Source organism: Pseudomonas sp. MDT1-17, assembly GCF_054898105.1.
This window is the reverse complement of the sequence record NZ_JBUBVM010000001.1, coordinates 4,233,413-4,254,637: the sequence shown is the minus strand read 5'-3', so window position 1 is coordinate 4,254,637 and position 21,225 is coordinate 4,233,413. Positions and strand designations below refer to the sequence as shown.

The 21,225-nt window shown below is 60.1% G+C and carries 22 protein-coding genes and 1 pseudogene; 9 read left to right on the top strand and 14 right to left on the bottom strand.

Annotated features, from left to right (window positions below; all coding sequences use genetic code 11):
* Positions 1-21: 21 nt before the first annotated feature.
* The 7 genes from ACYZTX_RS19665 to ACYZTX_RS19635 all read right to left on the bottom strand — a co-directional run bounded on the left by ACYZTX_RS19665 (position 22) and on the right by ACYZTX_RS19635 (position 7,356).
* A complete protein-coding gene (locus ACYZTX_RS19665; RefSeq protein ID WP_462035489.1) occupies positions 22-384 on the bottom strand; it encodes a Na+/H+ antiporter subunit G in 363 nt (120 codons plus the stop codon).
* Complete coding sequence (locus ACYZTX_RS19660; RefSeq protein ID WP_008151692.1) at positions 381-659, bottom strand: K+/H+ antiporter subunit F; 279 nt, start codon at positions 657-659, stop codon at positions 381-383. Before ACYZTX_RS19660 ends, ACYZTX_RS19665 begins: the two co-directional genes overlap by 4 nt.
* Positions 656-1,144, bottom strand: a complete 489-nt coding sequence (locus ACYZTX_RS19655) for a Na+/H+ antiporter subunit E (RefSeq protein WP_462035488.1) — start codon at positions 1,142-1,144, stop codon at positions 656-658. The genes ACYZTX_RS19660 and ACYZTX_RS19655 overlap by 4 nt, the downstream gene beginning before the upstream one ends.
* Positions 1,141-2,826, bottom strand: coding sequence for a monovalent cation/H+ antiporter subunit D (locus tag ACYZTX_RS19650; protein WP_462035487.1), 1,686 nt, complete (start codon positions 2,824-2,826; stop codon positions 1,141-1,143). The genes ACYZTX_RS19655 and ACYZTX_RS19650 overlap by 4 nt, the downstream gene beginning before the upstream one ends.
* A complete protein-coding gene (locus ACYZTX_RS19645; protein WP_007986256.1) occupies positions 2,823-3,167 on the bottom strand; it encodes a Na+/H+ antiporter subunit C in 345 nt (114 codons plus the stop codon). Before ACYZTX_RS19645 ends, ACYZTX_RS19650 begins: the two co-directional genes overlap by 4 nt.
* The gene (locus ACYZTX_RS19640) at positions 3,167-6,085 is read right to left on the bottom strand and encodes a monovalent cation/H+ antiporter subunit A (protein WP_462035486.1); all 2,919 of its coding nucleotides are present in this window, start codon (positions 6,083-6,085) and stop codon (positions 3,167-3,169) included. Before ACYZTX_RS19640 ends, ACYZTX_RS19645 begins: the two co-directional genes overlap by 1 nt.
* Positions 6,086-6,330: 245 nt before the next feature.
* Positions 6,331-7,356, bottom strand: a complete 1,026-nt coding sequence (locus ACYZTX_RS19635) for a DMT family transporter (RefSeq protein ID WP_462035485.1) — start codon at positions 7,354-7,356, stop codon at positions 6,331-6,333.
* Here ACYZTX_RS19635 and ACYZTX_RS19630 point away from each other — a divergent pair.
* Together ACYZTX_RS19630 and ACYZTX_RS19625 are read left to right on the top strand one after the other, a co-directional pair.
* On the top strand, positions 7,351-7,914 hold the full coding sequence (locus ACYZTX_RS19630) for a helix-turn-helix domain-containing protein (protein WP_462035484.1): 564 nt from the start codon (positions 7,351-7,353) through the stop codon (positions 7,912-7,914). The two genes, ACYZTX_RS19635 and ACYZTX_RS19630, sit on opposite strands and share 6 nt — an antisense overlap.
* Positions 7,915-7,969: 55 nt before the next feature.
* A complete protein-coding gene (locus tag ACYZTX_RS19625; protein WP_462035483.1) occupies positions 7,970-9,409 on the top strand; it encodes an FAD/NAD(P)-binding protein in 1,440 nt (479 codons plus the stop codon).
* 119 nt (positions 9,410-9,528) lie between these two features.
* On the opposite strand, the gene ACYZTX_RS19620 is transcribed toward ACYZTX_RS19625, so the two are convergent.
* The gene (locus ACYZTX_RS19620) at positions 9,529-9,753 is read right to left on the bottom strand and encodes a hypothetical protein (RefSeq protein ID WP_462035482.1); all 225 of its coding nucleotides are present in this window, start codon (positions 9,751-9,753) and stop codon (positions 9,529-9,531) included.
* A gap of 491 nt (positions 9,754-10,244) precedes the next feature.
* The gene (locus ACYZTX_RS19615; protein ID WP_017339377.1) at positions 10,245-10,985 is read right to left on the bottom strand and encodes a response regulator; all 741 of its coding nucleotides are present in this window, start codon (positions 10,983-10,985) and stop codon (positions 10,245-10,247) included.
* A 576-nt stretch (positions 10,986-11,561) separates the two neighbouring features.
* On the opposite strand from ACYZTX_RS19615, the pseudogene ACYZTX_RS19610 reads away from it, so the two are divergent.
* A pseudogene (locus ACYZTX_RS19610) lies at positions 11,562-12,112 on the top strand (alpha/beta fold hydrolase); the annotation flags it as partial.
* A 72-nt stretch (positions 12,113-12,184) separates the two neighbouring features.
* Here the strand turns inward: ACYZTX_RS19610 and ppnN are convergent.
* Positions 12,185-13,558 (bottom strand): nucleotide 5'-monophosphate nucleosidase PpnN, encoded by a 1,374-nt coding sequence (ppnN, locus tag ACYZTX_RS19605; RefSeq protein WP_282377853.1) that lies wholly within the window; start codon positions 13,556-13,558, stop codon positions 12,185-12,187.
* A 211-nt stretch (positions 13,559-13,769) separates the two neighbouring features.
* On the opposite strand from ppnN, the gene ACYZTX_RS19600 reads away from it, so the two are divergent.
* Both ACYZTX_RS19600 and ACYZTX_RS19595 read left to right on the top strand, forming a co-directional pair.
* Complete coding sequence (locus ACYZTX_RS19600) at positions 13,770-14,297, top strand: DUF3087 domain-containing protein (protein WP_462035481.1); 528 nt, start codon at positions 13,770-13,772, stop codon at positions 14,295-14,297.
* A 218-nt stretch (positions 14,298-14,515) separates the two neighbouring features.
* Positions 14,516-16,093: a sensor domain-containing diguanylate cyclase gene (locus ACYZTX_RS19595; RefSeq protein WP_462035480.1), complete on the top strand. Its 1,578-nt coding sequence runs from the start codon at positions 14,516-14,518 to the stop codon at positions 16,091-16,093.
* A 523-nt stretch (positions 16,094-16,616) separates the two neighbouring features.
* On the opposite strand, the gene ACYZTX_RS19590 is transcribed toward ACYZTX_RS19595, so the two are convergent.
* Complete coding sequence (locus tag ACYZTX_RS19590) at positions 16,617-16,991, bottom strand: DUF2784 domain-containing protein (protein ID WP_462035479.1); 375 nt, start codon at positions 16,989-16,991, stop codon at positions 16,617-16,619.
* A gap of 234 nt (positions 16,992-17,225) precedes the next feature.
* Between ACYZTX_RS19590 and ACYZTX_RS19585 the strand changes: the two genes are divergently transcribed.
* Genes ACYZTX_RS19585 through ACYZTX_RS19575 form a run of 3 tightly spaced genes read left to right on the top strand, consistent with a single transcriptional unit; the run spans position 17,226 to position 18,453 of the window.
* Positions 17,226-17,924, top strand: a complete 699-nt coding sequence (locus ACYZTX_RS19585) for an AzlC family ABC transporter permease (protein ID WP_462035478.1) — start codon at positions 17,226-17,228, stop codon at positions 17,922-17,924.
* Positions 17,921-18,235, top strand: coding sequence for an AzlD domain-containing protein (locus ACYZTX_RS19580; RefSeq protein WP_462035477.1), 315 nt, complete (start codon positions 17,921-17,923; stop codon positions 18,233-18,235). The genes ACYZTX_RS19585 and ACYZTX_RS19580 overlap by 4 nt, the downstream gene beginning before the upstream one ends.
* A gap of 59 nt (positions 18,236-18,294) precedes the next feature.
* Positions 18,295-18,453, top strand: coding sequence for a hypothetical protein (locus tag ACYZTX_RS19575; protein ID WP_462035476.1), 159 nt, complete (start codon positions 18,295-18,297; stop codon positions 18,451-18,453).
* Between the two features lie 270 nt (positions 18,454-18,723).
* On the opposite strand, the gene ACYZTX_RS19570 is transcribed toward ACYZTX_RS19575, so the two are convergent.
* The 3 genes from ACYZTX_RS19570 to ACYZTX_RS19560 form a co-directional block, all read right to left on the bottom strand.
* Positions 18,724-18,879: a hypothetical protein gene (locus ACYZTX_RS19570; protein WP_462035475.1), complete on the bottom strand. Its 156-nt coding sequence runs from the start codon at positions 18,877-18,879 to the stop codon at positions 18,724-18,726.
* A complete protein-coding gene (locus tag ACYZTX_RS19565; RefSeq protein ID WP_462035474.1) occupies positions 18,872-19,144 on the bottom strand; it encodes a hypothetical protein in 273 nt (90 codons plus the stop codon). The genes ACYZTX_RS19570 and ACYZTX_RS19565 overlap by 8 nt, the downstream gene beginning before the upstream one ends.
* 265 nt (positions 19,145-19,409) lie before the next feature.
* A complete protein-coding gene (locus ACYZTX_RS19560; protein WP_462035473.1) occupies positions 19,410-20,090 on the bottom strand; it encodes an SOS response-associated peptidase in 681 nt (226 codons plus the stop codon).
* A 199-nt stretch (positions 20,091-20,289) separates the two neighbouring features.
* Here ACYZTX_RS19560 and ACYZTX_RS19555 point away from each other — a divergent pair, with 199 nt between their 5' ends.
* A complete protein-coding gene (locus ACYZTX_RS19555) occupies positions 20,290-21,189 on the top strand; it encodes a polysaccharide deacetylase family protein (protein WP_462035472.1) in 900 nt (299 codons plus the stop codon).
* Positions 21,190-21,225 lie beyond the last annotated feature (36 nt).

Sequence of the window (21,225 nt, the reverse complement as noted above, 5' to 3'; positions counted from 1 at the left end):
GAGGCTGCGATCTTTTGGCGTCTAACTCCCGCTTTCCGTGCGCCGACTACTCACCTCAGCCGGCACATCATCCCCCGCCATGCGCTTGCGAAACAGCGCCGCCCGCGCCAGCAGCAACGTGGTCACCGGTACCGTAATCGACAACAGAATCGGAATCAGCCAGGCATGCAACACCGGACTGGACTTGAGCGCCGAAAAGTAAACCATCGAGGCCAGTGCCGCGCACCAGGCACCCAATGTCGACGCCAGCGCCGGCGGGTGCATGCGCTGGAAGTAATCTTTCATCCGCACCAGGCCAACGGCGCCGATCAATGCAAACAGACTGCTGAGCACCAGCAGGACCGCCACCGGAATTTCCACCCACAGAGACAGTTCAGCGCTCATTCGATCACCTCGCCACGCAGCAGGAATTTCGCCAGGGCAAACGAGCCGACGAAGCCGAACAGGGCAATCAGCAGCGCTGCCTCGAAGTAAGTGTCACTGGCATAACGAATGCCCAGCGCCAGCATCATCAGCATCGCAATGATGTACAGGTAATCCAGCGCCAGAACCCGGTCCTGGGCCGACGGCCCCTTGAACAGCCGGATCAGCGTCAGAATCATCGCCAGCGAAAAGATGAACAGACTCAGCAGGATTGCGTTCGACAGCAATGCGCTCATTCGAAGATCTCCATCAAGGGGCGCTCATAGGTCGCCTTGAAGTGCTGGATGAACAGCGCTTCGTCATCCAGATCGAAGACGTGCAGCAACAAAGTGCTGCGATCCAGCGCCAGTTCCGACCACACGGTGCCGGGGACCACCGTGCAGATCATCGACAACGCGGCCAGGCCGTTGGCGTCACGCAAGTCCAGTGGCACCTTGATGAAGCGCGAACGCGGCGGACGACGACCCGCGTTGAGCACGCCCCAGGCCACGGCGAGGTTGGACACCACCACATCGCGACCGACCAGGAAGAACAAACGCACCATAACGCCGGGCCGACGAATGCGGATCGGCAGCGGTCGCAGTTTGCGCATCATCAACGGCGCGCAGAACCCCAGCACCGCGCCCAGCAGCAGATTGCCGGGGCTCATCGACAGGTTCAGCACCAGCCACAACAAGCACAGCGCCAACGACAACCACGGGGCCGGAAACAGACGCTTCATGGTTTGACCTCCGCGATCGCGGCTTTGGCTTCCGGGCTCGGAATCGCACGGGTGCCGAGCACCGCCATCACGTATTGTTGCGGGTTGTTCAAGGCTTGGGCGGCCGCCTGGGTGTAGCGCAGCAGCGGTTCGGCCTTGAAGGTCAGCGCAATGCTCAAGCCCAGCAACGCGATGATCGGCACGCATTCGAAACGTCGCAACAGTGGCGACGGCCGCTCCTCGGGTGTCCAGAAGCGCTGGATGCCCAAGCGCGAGAAGGCAATCAACGACGCCAGCCCGGAGAGGACCAACAACGCGAGCAAGCCCCACGCCGCGTTCGAAACCGGCTCATCGCTGCCATTGCCCAGGCCCAACGGGTTGAGCAGGGCGCTCAGCAGGCTGAGTTTGCCGATAAACCCGGACAGCGGCGGCATGCCGATGATCAGCAGCGCGCAGGCAATGAAGCTCAACCCGAGGAACGCCATGGTCCAGGGAATCACTTGGCCGACCACGGCTTTCTGCTCGTCATCGAGGTTGATGCCTTTGGGCGGCTGCAAGGATTCCATCGGTCGCGGGAGCAGATCGCCGTCATCGAACAACGGCATTTCATTGGCCGAACGCGAACGCTCGATCAGTTCGGCCAACAGGAACAGCGCGCTCAACGCCAGGGTCGAGCTGACCAGATAGAACATTGCCGCGCCGATCAGGTTCGGCTGGGCGAAACCGATGGCCGACAGCAGAATCCCGGCCGACACCAGTATGCTCAGACTGGCCAGGCGCTCCAGTCGTTGTGCAGCGAGAATCGCCACGGCGGCGCAGACGATGGTCGCCATGCCGCCGTAGATCAGCCAGTCGCCGCCAAAATACGCCGAGGCGCCGGCCTGGCCGGAGAACAGCAGGGTCCACAAGCGCAGCAAGGTGTAGACGCCGACCTTGGTCATGATCGCGAACATCGCCGCCACCGGCGCGCTCGCCGCGGAATACGCCGGCACCAGCCAGAAGTTCAGCGGCCACATCCCGGCCTTGGCCAGGAACGCTACCGCGAGAATTCCCGCGCCGGCATGCAGCAGGCCTCGATCAGCCTCGGGCACCAGCGGGATCTTCAGCGCCAGGTCGGCCATGTTCAGGGTGCCGGTAACGCCGTAGATCAGCGCCGCGCCGATCAGGAACAGTGACGAGGCCAGCAGGTTGATCGAGATGTAATGCAGCCCCGACGATACCCGCGACCGACCCGAACCGTGGAGCATCAGGCCGTAAGAGGCGGCCAGCAGCACTTCAAAGAACACGAAGAGGTTGAACAGATCTGCGGTCAGGAACGCGCCGTAAAGCCCCATCATCTGGATCTGGAACAGCGCGTGGAAACTCGAACCGGCACCGTCCCAGCGGGCCATGGCGAACAGCAGGGCGCTGACGCCGATGATCCCGGTCAGCACCAGCATCAGCGCCGACAGTCGATCGACCACCAGCACGATACCGAACGGCACCTGCCAGTTGCCCGGCAAGTACACGCCGATGGAGCCGGGGACGCCCGTCTCCTGAGTCCATTGCAGCAACAGCACGGCAATGCCCAGCCCCACCAGACTGGAGAGCAGGTTGATCTTGGCTTTTAACGGCCGGTGTTTCTCGCCCAGCATCAGCATCACGGCGGCGGTCAGCAGCGGCAGCAGAATCGGTGCAGCGATCAGGTGCGGCATCAGATTCATTCTTTAGGCTCCCGGCCATCCACATGGTCGGTACCGGTCAGGCCCCGGGAGGCCAGCAGCACCACCAGGAACAGCGCGGTCATGGCGAAGCTGATTACGATCGCGGTCAGCACCAGCGCTTGCGGCAGCGGATCGGTGTAGTGCAACAGGTCTTGCGGCACGCCGTCCTTGATGATCGGTTCCTTGCCGATAAACAGGCTGCCCATGCTGAAGATGAACAGGTTGACGCCGTAGGACAGCAGGCACAGGCCCATCACCACCTGAAACGTCCGCGGTCGCAGGATCAGCCAGACCCCGGACGCCGCCAATACGCCGATGGCGATTGCGATGACTTCTTCCATCAGACGGCTCCTTGCGTGGCGACGGATCTAGGCAGGGCAGCGGTCTTGTGACCGCGTACCGATTGGTGAGCGAGTGCGGTGAGGATCAACAGCGTCGAACCGACCACCACGGCGTACACGCCGACGTCGAAGAACAGCGCACTGGCGATGTGAATATCGCCCAACACCGGCAGGTCCAGATGCCAGGTATGGGTGGTCAGGAACGGATAACCGACTGCCATCGCCCCAAGCCCGGTGACCGTGGCGAACAGCAACCCGGTGCCCATCCAGCGCAGGGGTCGCAGGCTCATTTGCGCCTCGACCCACTGGGTGCCGGCGACCATGTATTGCAGGATGAACGCCACCGACATCACCAACCCTGCGACAAAGCCGCCGCCCGGTTGATTGTGGCCGCGCATGAACAGGTAGACCGATACCACAAACGCAATCGGCAACAGCAGGCGCACCAGCACCGCCGGCACCATCATGAAACCGAGCGCGGTGTCGCTGGCATGCCGCGGGTTGACCAGGTCGGTGACCACGTCGGGTGCCAGCAGACGTTGCTGGGCCGGCAACTGCAGGCTTTCTTTCGGCGGGCGGAAGCGTCGGAGCAGGGCGAATACGGTCAGGGCCACGGCTGCCAGCACGGTAATTTCACCGAGGGTGTCGAAGCCGCGGAAGTCCACCAGCATCACGTTGACTACGTTGCTGCCGCCACCTTCGGGCAGGGCGCGGCTGAGGTAGAACGAAGAAATGTGGTTCGGCGTCTGGCGGGTCAGCATGGCGTAGGACAGCAGCGCCATGCCGCCGCCGACCACGGTCGATAACAGCAAGTCGCGGATACGGCGGATGCGTGCCTTGCGCAGGGTGCTCGGCAGCGGCGACACCTCTTCAATCCGGCGCGGCAACCAGCGCAGACCGAGGAGGATCAGCACCGTGGTCACCACTTCGACCGCCAGTTGCGTCAGCGCCAGGTCCGGTGCCGAGAACCAGACGAAGGTGATGCAGGTCATCAGGCCGCAGACGCTGACCATGGTCAGGGCCGCGAGCCGGTGATACTTGGCCTGCCACGCCGCGCCGAGGGCACAGGCAATCGCCAGCAGCCAGAGGGTCACGAACACGATCGAGCCGGGGATCTTCGGCCGGTCGCCCCAGCTCAGGCTGCTGTGGAGCATCGGGATCAACCCGGCCATCACTGCCGCGAGTACCACCAGGAACAACTGGGTTTGCAGGCGCTTGGTGCTGATCCGCCGCTCGAGGCGACGGGCCAGGCGCATCATGATCACCAGGCTGCGCTCGAACAGGCGCTTGCCGTTGAACCGGCCAATGAGCGGCGGGTACTTGAAACGCCCGCGCTTGAGATGATGACGTAGCAGCAGATAAAGCACGATGCCGCAGGACATGGCGATCAGGCTCATGATCATCGGCGCGTTCCAGCCGTGCCAGATCGCCAGACTGTATTCAGGCAAGGTTCCGCCCACCACCGGCAGGGCCGCAGCGGCCAGCAACGGGCCGACCACCTGCGCCGGGAAAATCCCCACCACCAGGCAGGCGAACACCAACAATTCCACCGGTGCGCGCATCCAGCGTGGCGGTTCGTGCGGGGTGTGCGGCAGGTCGGTGGCGGTCGGGCCGAAGAACACGTCGACGGTAAAGCGCAGCGAGTAGGCGACGCTGAACGTCCCGGCGATGGTCGCGACGATCGGCAGGGTCATCTCGATCCACGCTGTCGCGTTGATGAACACGGTTTCGGCGAAGAACATCTCTTTCGAGAGGAAGCCGTTGAGCAACGGCACACCGGCCATCGAGGCGCTGGCGACCATGGCCAGGGTGGCGGTGAACGGGATCAGCTTGATCAGGCCGCTGAGCTTGCGGATGTCTCGGGTGCCGCTTTCGTGGTCGATGATCCCGGCGGCCATGAACAGCGAGGCCTTGAAGGTCGCGTGGTTAAGTATGTGGAACACCGCAGCCACGGCGGCCAGCGGACTGTTCAGGCCCAACAGCAGAGTGATCAGGCCCAGGTGACTGATGGTCGAGTAGGCCAGCAGACCCTTGAGGTCGTTCTGGAACATCGCGCAGTACGCGCCGAGTAACAGGGTGCAGGCGCCGGCGCCGCTGACGATGTAGAACCATTCTTCACTGCCCGACAGCGACGGCCACAGTCGTGCAAGTAGAAACACTCCGGCCTTGACCATGGTCGCCGAGTGCAGATAGGCCGAAACCGGTGTCGGCGCCGCCATCGCGTGAGGCAGCCAGAAGTGGAAGGGGAATTGTGCGCTTTTGCTCAGGGCGCCGATCAGGATCAGGGGCAGCAGAATAGGGTAGAGGGCGTGCGCGCGAATCAGATCGCCGGCGGCCAGGACCTTGTCCAGGTCATAGCTGCCGACCACATGGCCGAGCAGCATGGCCCCCGCCAGCAAGCACAAACCGCCTGCGCCGGTGACCATCAGCGCCATATAAGCGCCGCGTCGCGCATCGGCGCGGTGGTGCCAGTAACCGATCAACAGGAATGAAAAGAGGCTGGTCAGCTCCCAGAAAAACACGATCTGGATCAGGTTGCCGGAGATCACCAGCCCGAGCATGGCCCCCATGAATGCCAGGAAAAACGCGAAGAACCGCGGCACCGGATCGTCCGGCGACATGTAGTAGCGGGCGTACAACGAAACCAGCGTGCCGATGCCCAGCACCAGCATCGAGAACAGCCAGGCGAATCCGTCCATGCGCAGGACGAAGTTCAAGCCCAGGCTGGGCAACCAGAAAAATTCTTCGCGGATCACGCCGCCATGGGCGATTTGCGGGTACAAGAGGGCGACCTGAACGGTGCCAATCAAGGCCACCAGGCCAGCCAACAAAGATTCGGTGTTACGCGCGTTGTGCGGCAGCAAGGCTGCCAGACAGCTGCCGATGAAAGGCAGAAGCAGTAGAACTATCAGTGACATAGGCTTCTAATCTGCGGAAGTTTGTGAAGCATCATACGTGCCAGTTCCCGGATCGCCAAACGTCAAGCTGTCGCAGAATCCTACAAGGTAGACGGAAAAAACCTGATTCACATTGTTTCCAGGGACCGGTTTCAACCGTTCCGGCCCTTCGCGAGCAGGCTCGCTCCCACAGGGGTATCGCGTTCCAACTGTGGGAGCGAGCCTGCTCGCGAAAGCTATCTATCAAGCGCCGCAATCACTGCGGCTTAACCTTGTGTCTCCCGTTCCAACTCATCTGCAGGCGCAGCAGCCTTACCCTTGGTCTTCAACTCACTGACAATTACCGCCGCCACAATCAACCCCGCGCCGACCAGCGCAATGGCCGGCAACCGCTCCCCCGCAATCCGCCCGACCATCCCGGCCCACACCGGCTCACCGGCATAGATCAACGTCGCCCGAGTCGGCGAAACGCTCTTTTGCGCCCAGTTCATCGCCACTTGAATCGCCGCACTGGCCGCGCCCAACCCCAACGCGCTGCACAACAACAGCCACGAAAAGTCGGGAATCGCTTCCTGAGTCGGCACCACCATCAAAAACGCCAGCACCGAAGTCACCGCCAATTGCACCACCGTCACCCGGCGCACATCGACCTGGCCGGCATAAGTGCTGATCAGAATGATCTCTGCTGCAATCGCCACGGCGCTGATTAGCGTGGCGATTTCACCGGGGCTGAAATTCAACGAAGCGCCGGCCGGCCCCGACAGCAGCATTAACCCGGTAAACGCCAACATGATCCCGATGCTCGGCATCAGCCCCGGACGCCGACCCAGCACCAGCCATTGCAGCAACGGTACGAAGGGCACGTACAACGCGGTAATAAACGCCGACTGACTGCTGGGAATGCTCTGTAACCCGACGGTCTGCAAACCGTAGCCGAGCATGATCGCCACACCGATAAACGCCCCGGCCTTCAATTCGAACAACGTCAGTTCACGCAGGTGACGCCAGGAGAACACCGCAACAATGAGCGCCGCCGCGGCAAAACGCAGACCGACGAAAAACATCGGCCCGCTGACGGTCATCGCGTGCTGCACCAGCAAGAAGGTGCCGCCCCAGACCATGGTGATCAGCACCAGCACGCACTCGGCCTTGCTGAATCGCGAGAAGCGGGGGGAAGTGTTAGGGGAGTTCACCGACGTCATGACCTTGCGCGCTACCTGAGGGGGACGCACAATGCGCCGAATGTTGCGCAGTATACTGCCCAACCCCACCAAATGAGCAATATAGTGCACAAAAATTCCACGCAGCGGGCTTCGGTCCTCCAGCACGTCAGTCAGAACGTTCGACGTTTGCGTCACGCCGCCGACATGAGCCAGACCGCGCTGGCTGAAAAGTCAGGGGTCAGCCGCCGGATGCTGGTGGCCATCGAGGCCGGCGAGAAGAACGTCAGCCTCACCACTCTTGACCGGGTGGCCGAAGCGCTGGACGTGGCGTTCAGCGACCTGATCCAGGCCCCGGATGCCCGCGATCCAAGCCGTATCAACGAACTGGCCTGGGCCGGGACGATTCCTGGCAGCAAAGCCGTTTTATTGTCCAAAGCCACCGCCACCCGTGAGGTGGAACAATGGGAATGGTGCCTGCAACCGGGGGAAATTTACCCGTCGCAACCGGACGCCGAGGGCTGGAGTGAACAGATCTTCGTGTTCGAAGGTTGCCTGACATTGATGCTGGGCGACGTGGCTCATGAGATAGTCGCCGGCGAGTTCTACATGTTTGCCAGCAACCAGCCGCATGCCTATCGCAACGATGGGCCGGTGGCGGCGCGGTTTGTACGAAACGTGGTGATCTAACGGTGGGCGATCTGCACGCCTTGTTTTTAGGTAAACACCGATCAGTGAGAACGGCATGAGTGAAATCCAAAGCGGCCAGGCGACTGACGGCCTCCGTCACGCAGACATTCTGATCGTCGGCGGCGGCCTCAGCGGTGCCATGCTGGCGGCGCAGTTGCTACGCCTGCCGGGCAAACGCCAAGTGCTGGTGATCGAACCCCGCGCCGAACTGGGACGGGGTGAGGCGTACAGCGCGGTCGAGTTGGGCCACACGCTCAACGGCAATGCGGCACGGATGAGCGTAGACCCGGACAACGCCGACGACCTGACCCAATGGCTGACCGAGTACATCGCGGCCGGCGGCTGGCCGGAGTCTGACGAGCAACATGTGCCGGTCAGCGAATTGTTCCCGCCGCGGGGGATTTTCGGTCTGTACGTGCAGCAGCGCTTGTGTGAAGCGCAAGGGGTGGGGGCGGTGAACGGGTCAACGGTCGAGCATGTCCGGGCCGAGGTGGTTGACCTGCAAACCCGGGACGATTCGGTGCTGTTGACGTTGAGTGACGGGCAACGCTTGCAGGGCGCTTATGCGGTGTTGGCAACGGGGATGTTCCCCGCTGCGCGCACGCCACAGACCGAGTCCAGCGGCTTGAACGCCGCTGCGCTTGATCCGTGGGATGTCGCCGCCATGCAACGACTCGATCCGCAGTCGACCGTGCTGATCATCGGTTCGGGCCTGACCATGGTCGATGCCGTGGTGTCGCTGGAACAGGCCGGTCATCGCGGGCCGATCGACGTGTTTTCCCGTCATGGCTTGCTGCCTCACGTGCGTCGGCAACCTCCGGCCTGGGCAGATTTTCTCGCCGAGGATCAGAGCATTCGTACCCCACGTCAGCTGATGCGCGAACTGCGTCGGCATTGCCGTGATGCCATCGCTCAAGGCATCGACTGGCAGGCACCGCTCGACACCGTGCGGGCGCATATCGGCCGCTTATGGAATCAGGCGACGGACGTGCAGCGTCGGCAATTCGTGCGGCATGTGCGGCCGTGGTGGGAAAGTCACCACCACCGCTCGCCGCCGTTGAGTGCAGCGTTGGTGGAACGCTTGCACAAAGAAGGGCGGTTGCGGATTCAGGCCGCGTCGTTCAAAGGGCTGGTGCCTTCAGTGGACGGAGCCGTGAGCATTCGCATTCGGCGTCGTGGTGAATCAGAAATCGCCGTTGTCAGCGGCGCGGCGTTGATCAATTCCAGCGGCATCGAATACGACTGGCGACGGGTCGCGCGGCCGTTGCCACAGCAATTGCTGGCGCGAGGACTTGTGCGGCCGGGGCCGTTGGCTTTGGGGATTGCGGCGGCCGTCGATGGCGCGGTGTTGGGCGCCGATGGACATATCGCCAGTCGATTGTTTGCCATGGGACCACCGTTGCGTGGGATGTGGTGGGAAAGCACGGCGGTGACTGATGTGGCGAGTCAGGCAAAAGCCCTCGCAGCACGACTGGCAACAACGCCGCCCCTGTAGCAGCAGCCTCGCAGGCTCGGCAGCTGCTACAGGATCCTGGTGGTCAGCTATTACGAACAAACCCCGGATAGATCGGATCTATCCGGGGTTTGTTGTTTAAAACGGCGCAAGGCCGTTGATCAATAACGCTGATACTTCGAACCGAACTCAGGACGGTTTTCAGCGACGTAGAGTTTGCTCGCCTGGCTGTCTTTGTGATCAACGCCGACGGTGTTTACGTTCAGTGCGTTGGGTTGGCTGACTTTAGCCGCGGCAACGACTTGCGAGGTGGCGTGTGGGGCGGCGATGGCGGATGTGGCGCCAAGAACCGACAGGGCGAAACCAAGACCAATGATGCTTTTCATGATGTTGCTCCAGAGCGTGGGGAGAAGATGTGGCCACTGTAGTGCTGGAGCGTCGTGATGAAAAAACACCCTGACGCATAGTTGTTATCGAGAGCGTTGATCCGCCGTCAGCGGGGGGTATCAGTCTACGGGCAATCAATACCGCTGATATTTCGAACCGAATTCAGGACGGTTTTCAGCGACGACCACACCGCCGAAGCGCTAACGGGTTTGGCCGACGCCAGGTTCGACAGGCCGAGACCACCTACCAGGCCAGACCGAGTGCCAGGGACGAAACTTTCGAGAAGTTGAACATGGGAAATTCTCCGTGCGTTTAGTTTAAGTGGGTCGGTAGCTGCTGCTGTCCGGTGATCACAGTTAAACGCTCGGGTGTATCGGTGATGTGTGCTCGAACACGCCGAAATCGGTGTCTGCGTATCTGTCGGTGGTTCTTATACAGTTGGATACAAAACCCTAAGAGAAACGCACCTCAGGTTCCGCCGGGGGGAGCTTCATGATTCGGCGCCGAGCAATTCCACCGGGTAGGAGAACACATAGCCTTCGCTGCGCACGGTTTTTATGTAGGTCGATTCCCGTGAGTCATCCATCAATCGCTGGCGCAGACGGCTCACCAGCAAGTCGATGGAACGGTCGAACAGGTCGGCGTCGCGACCCTGGGTCAGGTTGAGCAACTGGTCACGGCTGAGTACCCGTTGCGGGTGATCGAGGAACACCCGCAGCAGACGGTATTCGGCGCCACTGAGGGCAACCATCGTGCCGTCTTCGTCGAGCAAATGGCGGGCGGTGGTGTCCAGGCGCCAGCGACCGAAACCCAGCAATCGGCCGCTTTCGGTGATCAGCAGGTTGGGCGGCAGCATCCGCGTACGGCGCAATACGGCGTTGATTCGCGCCAGCAACTCGCGGGCGGCGAAGGGCTTGGTCAGGTAGTCGTCGGCGCCCATTTCCAGGCCGAGGATGCGGTCGGTTTCGTCATTGCGTGCGGTGAGCATCAGGATCGGTGTGGCTTTGTGTTTGCCCGAGCGCAGTTCGCGGCACAGCAGCAGGCCGTCATCGCCGGGCATCATGATGTCCAGCACGATCAGGTCCACCTGATTGGTTTCCAGGAAACTGCGCATCTGCCGGCCATCGGCGACCACGGTGGTGCGCAGCCCGTTCTTTTTCAGGTAATTGCCGACCAGCTCGCGAATCTCCCGGTCGTCGTCGACGATCAGGATGTGGTTCACATGTTCCATCGCTCAACCCCTCTTGTTTTTTGCACGTTGCACATTCCAGGGAGCCAGGGCTTTGTATCGCACTGTATCGGGCGCCCTGTGTGACACCTTACGCCGTAATACGCCTGGTTTTACGACACATAGCAGATACCTCGGGCCGGTTAAATGGGTTCCATCGAGACAAGACAACTTGCCTCGCAACCACCGCCCATTGCAACCCTGAGGAGATCACCATGAACTGGAACACACTGATTGCCGCCAGCTTCTTCGCGGTCCTGAACGTTGCAGCGTTTTCGGCCCGTGCCGATGTTCAAAGCAAATTCGCAGACGGCGGCAATCAGGGTGGCTGATCCTTCCACTACGCTCGTCGCTGTCGAAACCGACGAACGCGCAGTCTGCTCACCCACCCGCGATGGCTGACTCTCGTCGTCCAAAACACCCGGTCAATGACTTCCAGGGAATCACCATGAAGATGAATGTGTTGAGCAAAAAAAACGACTCACGTCTTCGTTTCTTTGGCCCGTCAGTCCTCGCTTTTGCGCTGATGCACTTGGGTGCCCTGGGTGCTGCCACACTGCGCATGCCGCGACGGCAGAGCCCGTGGTGGCCAGCGCCGGCACCCTGAAGGCGGACTCGTTCGGCTACGGCGACACGCATTTCCTGTCCGACAAGACTGTTCGCAACGGCCAGCCCGCCGCGCTGGCCAGCGACGTCATCGACTTTATGGATGCGCTCAAGATCAAGAAGGCGGTGCTCGGCGGTTACGATTGGGGCGCGCGCTCGGCGGGCATCGTTTCGGCACTCTGGCCGGAGCGGGTAGAGGCACTGGTCGCCGTCAGCGGCTACCTCATCGGCAATCAGGCCGCAGGCAAAAACCCGTTGCCGCCCAAGGCCGAGTTGCAATTCAGGGCGAACCTCAATACGAAGCGCTGGAGCAGCGGCTGGCCAAGGCCCCGGTCATTACGGTGCCGACCATCACGATGGAAGGTGACGCCAACGGGGCGCCGCATCCGGCGGCCGAGGATTATGCCAAGCGCTTCACCGGCAAATATGAGTACCGACTCATCAACGGCGGCATCGGCCACAACTTGCCGCAGGAAGATCCGCAGGCCTTTGCCAAGGCAGTGATCGACGCGGATCATCTGTAACTCTGTTTCATGGAAAGCGGCGAGCCGAAGCAAATGCTTCGGCTCGCGTCGTTACAGCTCACATTAACTTTATTATGCAACCACCTGATAACACGGCACATACGCCGCGCCACCCGGCAGTTTCATCCGGTGTTGAGCGACGAAGGCTTTGAGCAGTTGATCCAGTGGTTGCATGACGGCCGCATCGCCACGGATCTGGTACGGCCCGTGCTCTTCGATCAGGCGGATGCCCTTGTCTTTGACGTTCCCGGCGACGATGCCGGAGAACGCACGGCGCAGGTTGGCGGCCAGTTCGTGGGCCGGCAGGTTGCGGCTCAGTTTCAGGTTGGCCATGTTTTCGTGGGTCGGATCGAACGGGCGCTGGAAGCCTTCGTCGATCTTCAGCAGCCAGTTGAAATGGAACGCGTCGTTGCGCTCGCGGCGGAACTGCTTGACCGCTTTGAGGCCTTGAGTCATTTGACGCGCGACTTCAACCGGGTCGTCGATGATGATCTCGTAATGTTGTTTTGCCGCTTCACCCAACGTGGCGCCGACAAACGCGTCCAGTTGCTCCAGATACGGCGCGGCATGTTTCGGTCCGGTGAGGACCACGGGGAAGGGCACGCCTGCATTGTCCGGGTGCATCAGGATGCCGAGCAGGTACAGAAACTCTTCGGCCGTGCCGGCGCCGCCCGGGAAGATGATGATGCCATGACCCACGCGGACGAAGGCTTCCAGACGTTTTTCGATGTCCGGCAGAATCACCAGTTCGTTGACGATCGGGTTTGGCGCTTCGGCGGCGATGATGCCTGGCTCGGTCAAGCCGAGGTAGCGGCCGCCGTGGATGCGCTGCTTGGCGTGGGCGATGGTCGCGCCTTTCATCGGGCCTTTCATCACGCCAGGACCGCAACCGGTGCAGATGTCGAGGCTGCGCAGGCCCAGTTCGTGGCCGACTTTCTTGGTGTATTTGTATTCTTCGGTGTTGATCGAGTGGCCGCCCCAGCACACCACGATCTTCGGCTCGACGCCGGGGCGCAGGGTGCGGGCGTTGCGCAGCAGGTGGAACACGTAGTCGCTGATGCCCTGGGACGTGCTCAGGTCGATGCGCTGGGCGTCGAGTTCGTTTTCGGTGTAGACGATGTCGCGCAGGGCGCTGAAGAGCATTTCGCGGGTGCTGGCGATCATTTCGCCATCGACGAAGGCGTCGGCCGGGGCGTTCAGCAGTTCGAGGCGTACGCCGCGATCCTGCTGGTGAATGCGGATTTCGAAGTCCTTGTAGGCTTCGAGGATGGTTTTGGCATTATCAACATGGGCGCCGGTATTGAGGATGGCCAGGGCGCACTGGCGGAATAAGGTGTAAGTGCTGCCGGATCCGGCTTCGCTCAGTTGCTGTACTTCACGTTGAGAGAGGGTTTCCAGGCTGCCTTTAGGGCTGACCGAGGCGTTGATTACTTGTCGTTGGGTCATTCAATGGTCCTTAAAACGATGCCATTCATACAGGCAACTGGCATCCGAATAGTATGTATCCATGAAAGAAGATGGCACGAACTGCGCTGTATCGCCATTTCCCCGTTTGACGATGAAAAGATGAAAAGGAGCTCCAGCATAGCTAAATCCATTGCAGAGGCGATAATGCCCCGCAGTCTTTTTACCCATGCCCTCAAGGAAACCCGTCGCGATGTTCGAAATACAGCCGCAGAACCCCGAACGCTATCGAAGCCAGACGCGACGCAGCACGATAATCATAGCCTTGATTTTCCTGGCCCTGGCGATGGTGCTCTCCACCGCGGCGGTGGCGCTGTTCGGTGAGCCCGGTGGCGACAATCTGCGATTTAACATCGGTGGCGTGTTTGTGGCGGTACTGCTGATGGCAGCACTGATGCGTGGCACGTTCTGGACCCAGCAATGGATGGCCCCGGCGGTTTACGGCTGGCAGCTGAAACGCAGCCTGATGAGCATCACCAACGTCATGCATCAGGTGACGGCGGCGGTGGCGAAGGAGGATCCGACGGCCATGAAGCTGTTGCGTTTCTATCATCTGGGGCTGAGCCAGATGCACGAGTTGGACGGCAACTCCAGTGATCACAGCCAATTGACCCGCGAGATGGATCAGCACAAGGCGCGGATGGAAGCGCTGGGCATCGAGACTGATCAGACGCAATTGAATCCCGCCTGGATCGAGGCCGTGAAGCAGGCCTCGAAGTAAAAACAAGGGTGCGGGCGAAATCCGCACCCACGTTTTGGGCGTGGAAGGCGGCGGGTCGTGCGACTGCTCTTGTTTAACCGTACGAATACTCCTCGCGTAGATCACCCTACCGGGTGTTTGATGAGGCATAGTCGCCTGCCACCAGGCGGCTCATGCCCGCCAGGGGTCAAAAAAAGGGCGAACGGGATTCGCCATGTGGTCAGAAACCAGGGAGCGTCATGGGTCATCCGTCCGTTAAAGATCGAATTGAACAAGCCCGTCATGGCATTCCCTTGGTAGCCGAGCGGGTCGGAGTAACGCTCAAGGTCCGTTCTGCGGTGTTTCTGCTGGTCGCGGTGTGCCTGTCCATGACGGCTATCGTGATTTGGGAAGCCTGGAACTCGCGCCAGTACCATCTGCATGACAAGGAAGTGGCGATGTCCAACCTTGCGCAGACTCTGGCCTCGCAAGCGCAGGCGTCGATCAAGCAAGCCGATACGCTGCTGTTTACCCTGGTGGATCGCCTCGAAAACGACGGTATCGACCAGGCTCGGTTGCCCGGGCTGGAGCGATTGCTCAGGGCCCAGCGCAGCGAGTTGGGCCAGCTCCATGGCTTGTTCGTGTATGACGAAAAAGGTCGCTGGGTTGTCAATTCCAATGGTGCCGTCGTGCCCAATGCGAACAATGCCGACCGTGAATACTTCATCTTCCATCGTGATCATCCCGATCGTGGACCCCACATTGGCCCGTCGATCAAGAGCCGTTCGAGCGGTGAATGGATCATGACGGTTTCCCGCCGGATCAATCATCCGGATGGCAGCTTTGCCGGCGTGGCGCTGGCAAGCATCTATCTCAGCCACTTCCTTGCGCTCTACAACAGCATCGACATGGGCGGTAACGGCGTGATCAACCTGATCGCCGACGACGCCACCATCGTCGTTCGCCGGCCGTTCAAAGAAGCTGAAATCGGCATCAGCGTCGCCAAAGGGCCGCTGTTTACGCAACTGTTGCTCAAGGGCAATTCAGGCACGGCAACGGTCCCCTCCTATGTGGATGGCGTCGAGCGTGTGGTCGGATTTCGCAGGGTCGACGGTTATCCGCTGATCATCTTTGCTGCGCTGAATAAAGATGAAGTCCTGGCAGCCTGGCGTAAGGAGGTCCTGCTGAGTGCCGGGATCGTCTCGTTATTCCTGGGGTTTCTGGTCGTACTCGGTTATCGCCTCATTCGCCTCATGACGCAGCAGAATCAGGTGCAGAGCGTATTGCTGGATACGCAGGAAAAACTGATCGAGGTCAACCGCAGTCTTGAGTTGCTGGCCCTGGAGGATGCACTGACCGGGCTTTCCAACCGGCGTCAGTTCGATCTGTTCATCCTTGCCGAAATGGGCCGTGCCAGGCGCAACCAGACCCACCTCGCGCTGCTGATGATTGATGTCGATCACTTCAAGAGCTTTAATGATCTTTACGGCCATGTGGCCGGCGATGAGTGTTTGCGCAACATCAGCACGATCATCAGGGACAACATCAAGCGCCCCGGCGACCTGGCTGCGCGCTATGGCGGTGAAGAGTTTGCGGTAGTTCTGCCCGGAACCGACTATGTTGGGGCGTTTATGGTGGCGGAAAAAATCCGTCGCGCGGTTCAGCAGGCAGGCATCGAGCACCGTGAAGGTGCTGAAGGCACGGTGACGGTCAGCCTGGGCGTCGCCGCTTATGATCCGGCGTCGCAGTCCCAGCCCGATGACTTGGTGGGGGCCGCCGACAAGGCGCTGTACGTGGCCAAGGCCAGCGGGCGGAACATGAGCGTTATTGCCAACTGAATTCAAACAAACCGGTTACTGGGTAATTTTTTGATCGTGTACATATCCGTTTCTGCGGTCTCGGCTACCGCGGCATCCTTGCCGCGGTGCCCCCTGCGCAACTCCTGCGTTCGGCCTCTGGGAAAGGAGCGGCAGATCTGAAGCCAAAGTAACGTCAAGATCAAGATCAACAGCTTCGCGAGCAGGCTCGCTCCCACATCGGCGTACATCTTTTGCTTCTCACCACTCAACAGGCCGAGCGTTAGCTCGCCAGCAGCTTTTGATCTTGATGCACCGCCCCCTCACGTCCTGAGCCTGTCCGTCAACCTGTGACTACTTCCATCGGCGCTTTTCCAAAGTGACCCGCTGTAAAGCGGAACCATAGGCGGCCGTGACCGCAGAAACGGATATGTACACCATCAAAAAACCGGTCGACTTCTCAGGCCGCCATCCATTTTATTAAGTGAACAGCATCAGGTCACTGTGAAATCCTTGAGCGGATAAGATCAAAAGATCGTCCGAACGCGGCCCGAGCCTGCGGTATCTACGCGCCCGATGGGCGCTGCCACAGCCTGATCACCCGAAAGTAGACCAGCACGTTGATTGCCAGCACCACGCTGCCCAGTCCCAGCTGAATCGCCGGCGTCAGGCCTGCCGGGTAAATGACCGGCCACACGTAATGTTCGATGAACCCGCCGCCATAGCCGGTTTGCCCGGCCGCGTGACGCATCAGGTTTTCCCAGTCGGTCAGCGGGCAGGGCAGGTGGAAGATTTCCACCGACACGCCCCACGCCGCCGCGGGCAGGTGCCACCAGATCAGGGGGCGCCATTTGAGCACCAGCAGCCCGCCGAACAGCACGAACAGAATGAACAACAGATGAAACAGCACCAGCCCGTCGGCGGCGATTCGGTACAGCATGTCGACTCCCTGATGCATTATGCGAATTGCTCCATGGTACTCGGGCTGATTACTGGCGCTCTATCGATTGTTGCTGTTCAACGCTGTGAGCACTTCCTTCAGACGCATCACCATGGTTTCGCTGCTGCGTTGCATCGACGGTTTTGAAAAACGCGACCAAATGCGCAAGATTGTTCAAGCCTTCGGCCATGACTGCTGGCACAGTCTGAGGTCTTTCCCTGGTTGAAGAGCGTTATGTCCAATTCACTCATGCCGCGCAGTGCTTTTCTTCGCGGCGCTGCGGCGATCATGCCGTTGTCCCTGGCGACCGCGCCCTGGGGATTGCTGGCTGGCTCCATGGCCATCGAAGCCAATCTCACGCCCCTGCAAGGCCAGGGTTTGTCGAGCATCGTGTTTGCCGGGGCGGCGCAACTGGTGGCTATCGGCATGCTCAAGGGCGGTGCGGGGATCTTTTCGATTTTGCTGACCACGTTGTTGCTGACCTCCCAGCATTTGCTTTACGGCATGAGCCTGCGTTCGGTGGTTTCGCCGTTGCCAGGTCGCTGGCGTGTGGGGTTGGGCTTTTTGCTCACCGACGAGCTGTTCGCCCTGACCAGTGCGCATGACAAACAGCAGTTCAACCGCTGGTACGCCCTGGGTGTCGGCCTGACGTTTTACATCGCCTGGAACCTCTTCACCCTGGCCGGCATCGTGCTGGGTAGCAGCATTCCGGGGCTGGAACATCTGGGCCTGGACTTCTCTATCGCGGCGACGTTTATCGCGCTGATTACCCCGGTGGTGCGAAACGTGCCGACCGTGGTGTGCGTGGCGGTGTCGCTGTTCTGTTCGGTGCTGTTCAGCTACTGGCAATGGGGGTCGGCACTGGTGCTGTCAGGGTTGGCGGGCATGACCGCAGGCTTTATCTGCAACAAATTCTACGGTGGACGCACATGATGGTCTGGGCGGTTATTGTCGGCATGGGGATATTGGTTTTCCTCAACCGCTATGTGTTTCTGGAGCCTCGGCTGCCCGTGCGCTTGAGCAGTAATGCGCGGCAGTTCCTGGGTTTTGCGGTACCGGGCATGCTGACCGCGATCTGTGGGCCGATCGTGTTCATGCCGGACAAACAGCTGAATCTGCAGTGGGACAACCCGTATTTGCTCAGTTCGCTGGTGGCGGTGGGGCTGGTGCTCTACACCCGCAATACCTTGCTCAGCATGGTGTTGAGCATGGGGGTTTTCTTTTTGCTGCGCTGGTGGCTCTAATTCGTTCCCTCGAAACTGTTCTACGCTTAAAGAGGACCCCTTCAGGAAGAGAGCTGAGCATGGCCAATGATCCAAAGCGTCCGGACCTGGATGCAGATGAGGACGAGCCCACGGAAGAGGAGCTTAAGCAGCAGCGGCGTTCGACGCCGGACTGGAAGCACCCCGACGACGGTAAAGAGCTGTCAGATCGCGACCAGGAGCGTCCGTTGAAGCCTTGACCGATTTGCACATACAAAAAGCCCCGCTATCAAGCGTAATGCTGTTCACTTAAGACAGTTTTCAGGCGAGCTAAAACCTGTGGCGAGGGGATTTATCCCCGTTCGGCTGCGAAGCAGTCGTGAATCCAAACAACCTAGTCAGTCTGAATGGACGCTGGGGCCGCTTCGCAGCCCAACGGGGATAAATCCCCTCGCCACAAATGTGGGTGTTGCGCTTAAGTGAACAGCATTACGCTATCAATCGGGGCTTTTCTTTGGGCGATTATTAAATCAGATCGCTTCATTCCAGCGAATGTGCGTAATGCCCAATTGCTGCGCTTCGACGCGCGCGGTTTCGAGAGTGGCGTGTGCGGCGATTTGAAGACCGGAGTCGGGGTAAGCATGGGCGGAGTCGGCTGAGTAGACATTGAGCGTCGTTTCAAACATCTTCCAACTGCAGAAAATCGGGGTGGGAGGCCCGATAACCCAAGGTTTTGTCGATCCAGGCGTTCAGCTCGTTGACCATGACCGGAGATTTGCCCGGATAGCTGTCGAGAGTTGAACGAAGAAGATTGCTGATTGTCGGGATTGAACCCAGGTTGCGGGTCTTTATATATTGCCCGATGAAACTGTCGAGCGGGCAGTGTTCTGTCTTTGAAAGATAAACACACACCAGATCACCGACTTGATTAATTGTAAAATCGTCGCGCAATTTAATTCTCTGCAAGGCTTGTTGTAGTAGGGATTTCCTGGGTTTATTGACTCTTTGGTCAATTGAGGAGTGCCGAGGGAAACGCGGCGCGCATCCTATCCATAGTTATTCTTAATGTATCGAAGTGTCAGACAGGCGGTTGATAGGTTCTATCGCCAAACATAGGCACGTGTATCTTCGGTGAAACAACCTGCGTAGTGATCAAGTGTTCAATATGGATATATATCTGTTACCTATGCCTGTATTTATGTCTGTATTGACAAGTTCAGGGTGTTTCATCAATCAGTGCCGCACCTTGATTTCTTGAATTGCCAACCGCTTTGTCCACCTTGTACCACTCGAAAACCTCGCTGACTTCACCCTGCAACAGCGCCATCTGCTCAGCCCGTTCTTTGGGGGTGGCCGGATCAAGCCATTCCCGCGCCAGTTGCGCAGACAGCACCACGGGGCGCCGGTCATGAATGTCGAGCATGCCGCCCATGCTGTCGGCGGTGATGATCACAAAACCGTCGTCGGCCCGTGGCTCACCCCGCGCGCCGGGAAACTGGCCGATCGCCGCGCATAAAGTCGGCGCCCGGTCCCGTCGGCGGATCAGCCACGGTTGCCTCGTCGAATCCCCGGCGTCGACCCATTCAAACCAGTTGTCGATCGGCACAATCGCGCGGTGTGGCCAGATCGCCCGGAAGAACGGGCCGTGGGCAACTTTTTCGACCCGTGCATTGATCGGCGCCGCACGATCCTTCGCCCAGTGCGGCCGCCATCCCCAGCGCTGAAAATCGGCGTGCAGGCCATTGCTCTCCAGATGCAGGAGGGCGAGTTGCGTGGTCGGCGCCGCGTTGTAGCGGGCCAACGGTTCATCACCGACGTGGTTGATCAACGCGTCGGGGATGCTCAGCGCCGCGACAAAATCGTGAATGCCACGGTACTGCGACAGGCGTCCGCACATAGGCTGATCCTCTGTTTGAAGAGCGCTGGCTGGAGATTTCAGCTTAGTTGCTCAGATCACATGGCAGCACTGGAACCAAACACTGTGTACCCTTATCCAACCTCGGCCCCCAGCGACAGGCGGGCCGACGAAGGATAAATGGGCGAAGGATTTTTGCCCTTTGACGTGTTGACCGTAACGGTCTGGCCCAAGGCAAAACATGAAACAGATGTTCAAGGTTCTATTTGCACTCGTCATCGCCACAGGGCTGGCAGGTTGTATCGCTTCTCCCATAGTAATGACGCCGCAGACCGAACAGCGTCTGAGCGCGCAACCTCCGATCCGTTTTCTGCTGACCTTTGACGACGGTCCCAGCGCATCGAGTTTCTGGAACCCGACGATGACGGTGCTCGACAGTCTGGCCACTAACCCGGTGCAGCCGAACCTCAAAGCGGTGTTCTTCGTGCAGACGGGTGCGCCACGTGCCGGCGACAGCGATATCGGTCGCGAGGTCATGCGCCGCGAACACGCAGAAGGGCAGATTCTGGGCTTCCACACGGCCACCCATTCGCACACCAATCACCGCTCCTTGTCCCCGGAAGAACTGGAGCAGGCGCTGAGCAAAGGCAGCGCCGATATCGCCGCGATTGCCGGTGCGCCGCCGACGCTGGTGCGCCCGCCATTCTGGAGCTACGACAAACGCACCTTCGCGGCCTATCAGCAACATGGCATGCAGGTGCTGCTGACCGATTTGAGCGCCAATGACGGCAAGATCTGGGGTTTCAACGCCAGCCCCCGGCGACGGGCCCACTTTCTGCGCACAATGTCCGAAGTGCGCGAGCGCATCGCCCTTGGAGAGTTGCCGGTGGTGGACGGGGTGATTCCGGTGGTGGTGACCTTCCACGACCTCAATCGCTACACCGCCCGGCATACTCGCGAATACCTGCAAATCCTCCTCGACAGTGCGAGCGCCACCGGTTTGAAAGCAGCCCAGAAACCTTTTTATGACGACACAGCAGCGCTGCAACGCGCAGCCATGGCGCGCACCGTCCGCGACGGTTCAGAGGCGGTTAAATTGCCGGGGATCTGGAACTGGATCTGGGATCGGGATTCTCACTGAAAAGACTCCGAAGTGAGAAACAGTTAACACATATTT

Coding starts and splice junctions, on each gene's coding strand:
- ACYZTX_RS19600 (WP_462035481.1), top strand. CDS start 13,770: ATGTTCGAAATACAGCCGCAGAACCCCGAACGCTATCGAAGCCAGACG.
- ACYZTX_RS19650 (WP_462035487.1), bottom strand. CDS start 2,826: ATGAATCTGATGCCGCACCTGATCGCTGCACCGATTCTGCTGCCGCTG.
- ACYZTX_RS19640 (WP_462035486.1), bottom strand. CDS start 6,085: ATGTCACTGATAGTTCTACTGCTTCTGCCTTTCATCGGCAGCTGTCTG.
- ACYZTX_RS19645 (WP_007986256.1), bottom strand. CDS start 3,167: ATGGAAGAAGTCATCGCAATCGCCATCGGCGTATTGGCGGCGTCCGGG.
- ACYZTX_RS19555 (WP_462035472.1), top strand. CDS start 20,290: ATGAAACAGATGTTCAAGGTTCTATTTGCACTCGTCATCGCCACAGGG.
- ACYZTX_RS19580 (WP_462035477.1), top strand. CDS start 17,921: ATGATGGTCTGGGCGGTTATTGTCGGCATGGGGATATTGGTTTTCCTC.
- ACYZTX_RS19595 (WP_462035480.1), top strand. CDS start 14,516: ATGGGTCATCCGTCCGTTAAAGATCGAATTGAACAAGCCCGTCATGGC.
- ACYZTX_RS19560 (WP_462035473.1), bottom strand. CDS start 20,090: ATGTGCGGACGCCTGTCGCAGTACCGTGGCATTCACGATTTTGTCGCG.
- ACYZTX_RS19665 (WP_462035489.1), bottom strand. CDS start 384: ATGAGCGCTGAACTGTCTCTGTGGGTGGAAATTCCGGTGGCGGTCCTG.
- ppnN (WP_282377853.1), bottom strand. CDS start 13,558: ATGACCCAACGACAAGTAATCAACGCCTCGGTCAGCCCTAAAGGCAGC.
- ACYZTX_RS19570 (WP_462035475.1), bottom strand. CDS start 18,879: ATGTTTGAAACGACGCTCAATGTCTACTCAGCCGACTCCGCCCATGCT.
- ACYZTX_RS19655 (WP_462035488.1), bottom strand. CDS start 1,144: ATGAAGCGTCTGTTTCCGGCCCCGTGGTTGTCGTTGGCGCTGTGCTTG.
- ACYZTX_RS19590 (WP_462035479.1), bottom strand. CDS start 16,991: ATGCTGTACCGAATCGCCGCCGACGGGCTGGTGCTGTTTCATCTGTTG.
- ACYZTX_RS19620 (WP_462035482.1), bottom strand. CDS start 9,753: ATGAAAAGCATCATTGGTCTTGGTTTCGCCCTGTCGGTTCTTGGCGCC.
- ACYZTX_RS19585 (WP_462035478.1), top strand. CDS start 17,226: ATGTCCAATTCACTCATGCCGCGCAGTGCTTTTCTTCGCGGCGCTGCG.
- ACYZTX_RS19625 (WP_462035483.1), top strand. CDS start 7,970: ATGAGTGAAATCCAAAGCGGCCAGGCGACTGACGGCCTCCGTCACGCA.
- ACYZTX_RS19575 (WP_462035476.1), top strand. CDS start 18,295: ATGGCCAATGATCCAAAGCGTCCGGACCTGGATGCAGATGAGGACGAG.
- ACYZTX_RS19660 (WP_008151692.1), bottom strand. CDS start 659: ATGAGCGCATTGCTGTCGAACGCAATCCTGCTGAGTCTGTTCATCTTT.
- ACYZTX_RS19615 (WP_017339377.1), bottom strand. CDS start 10,985: ATGGAACATGTGAACCACATCCTGATCGTCGACGACGACCGGGAGATT.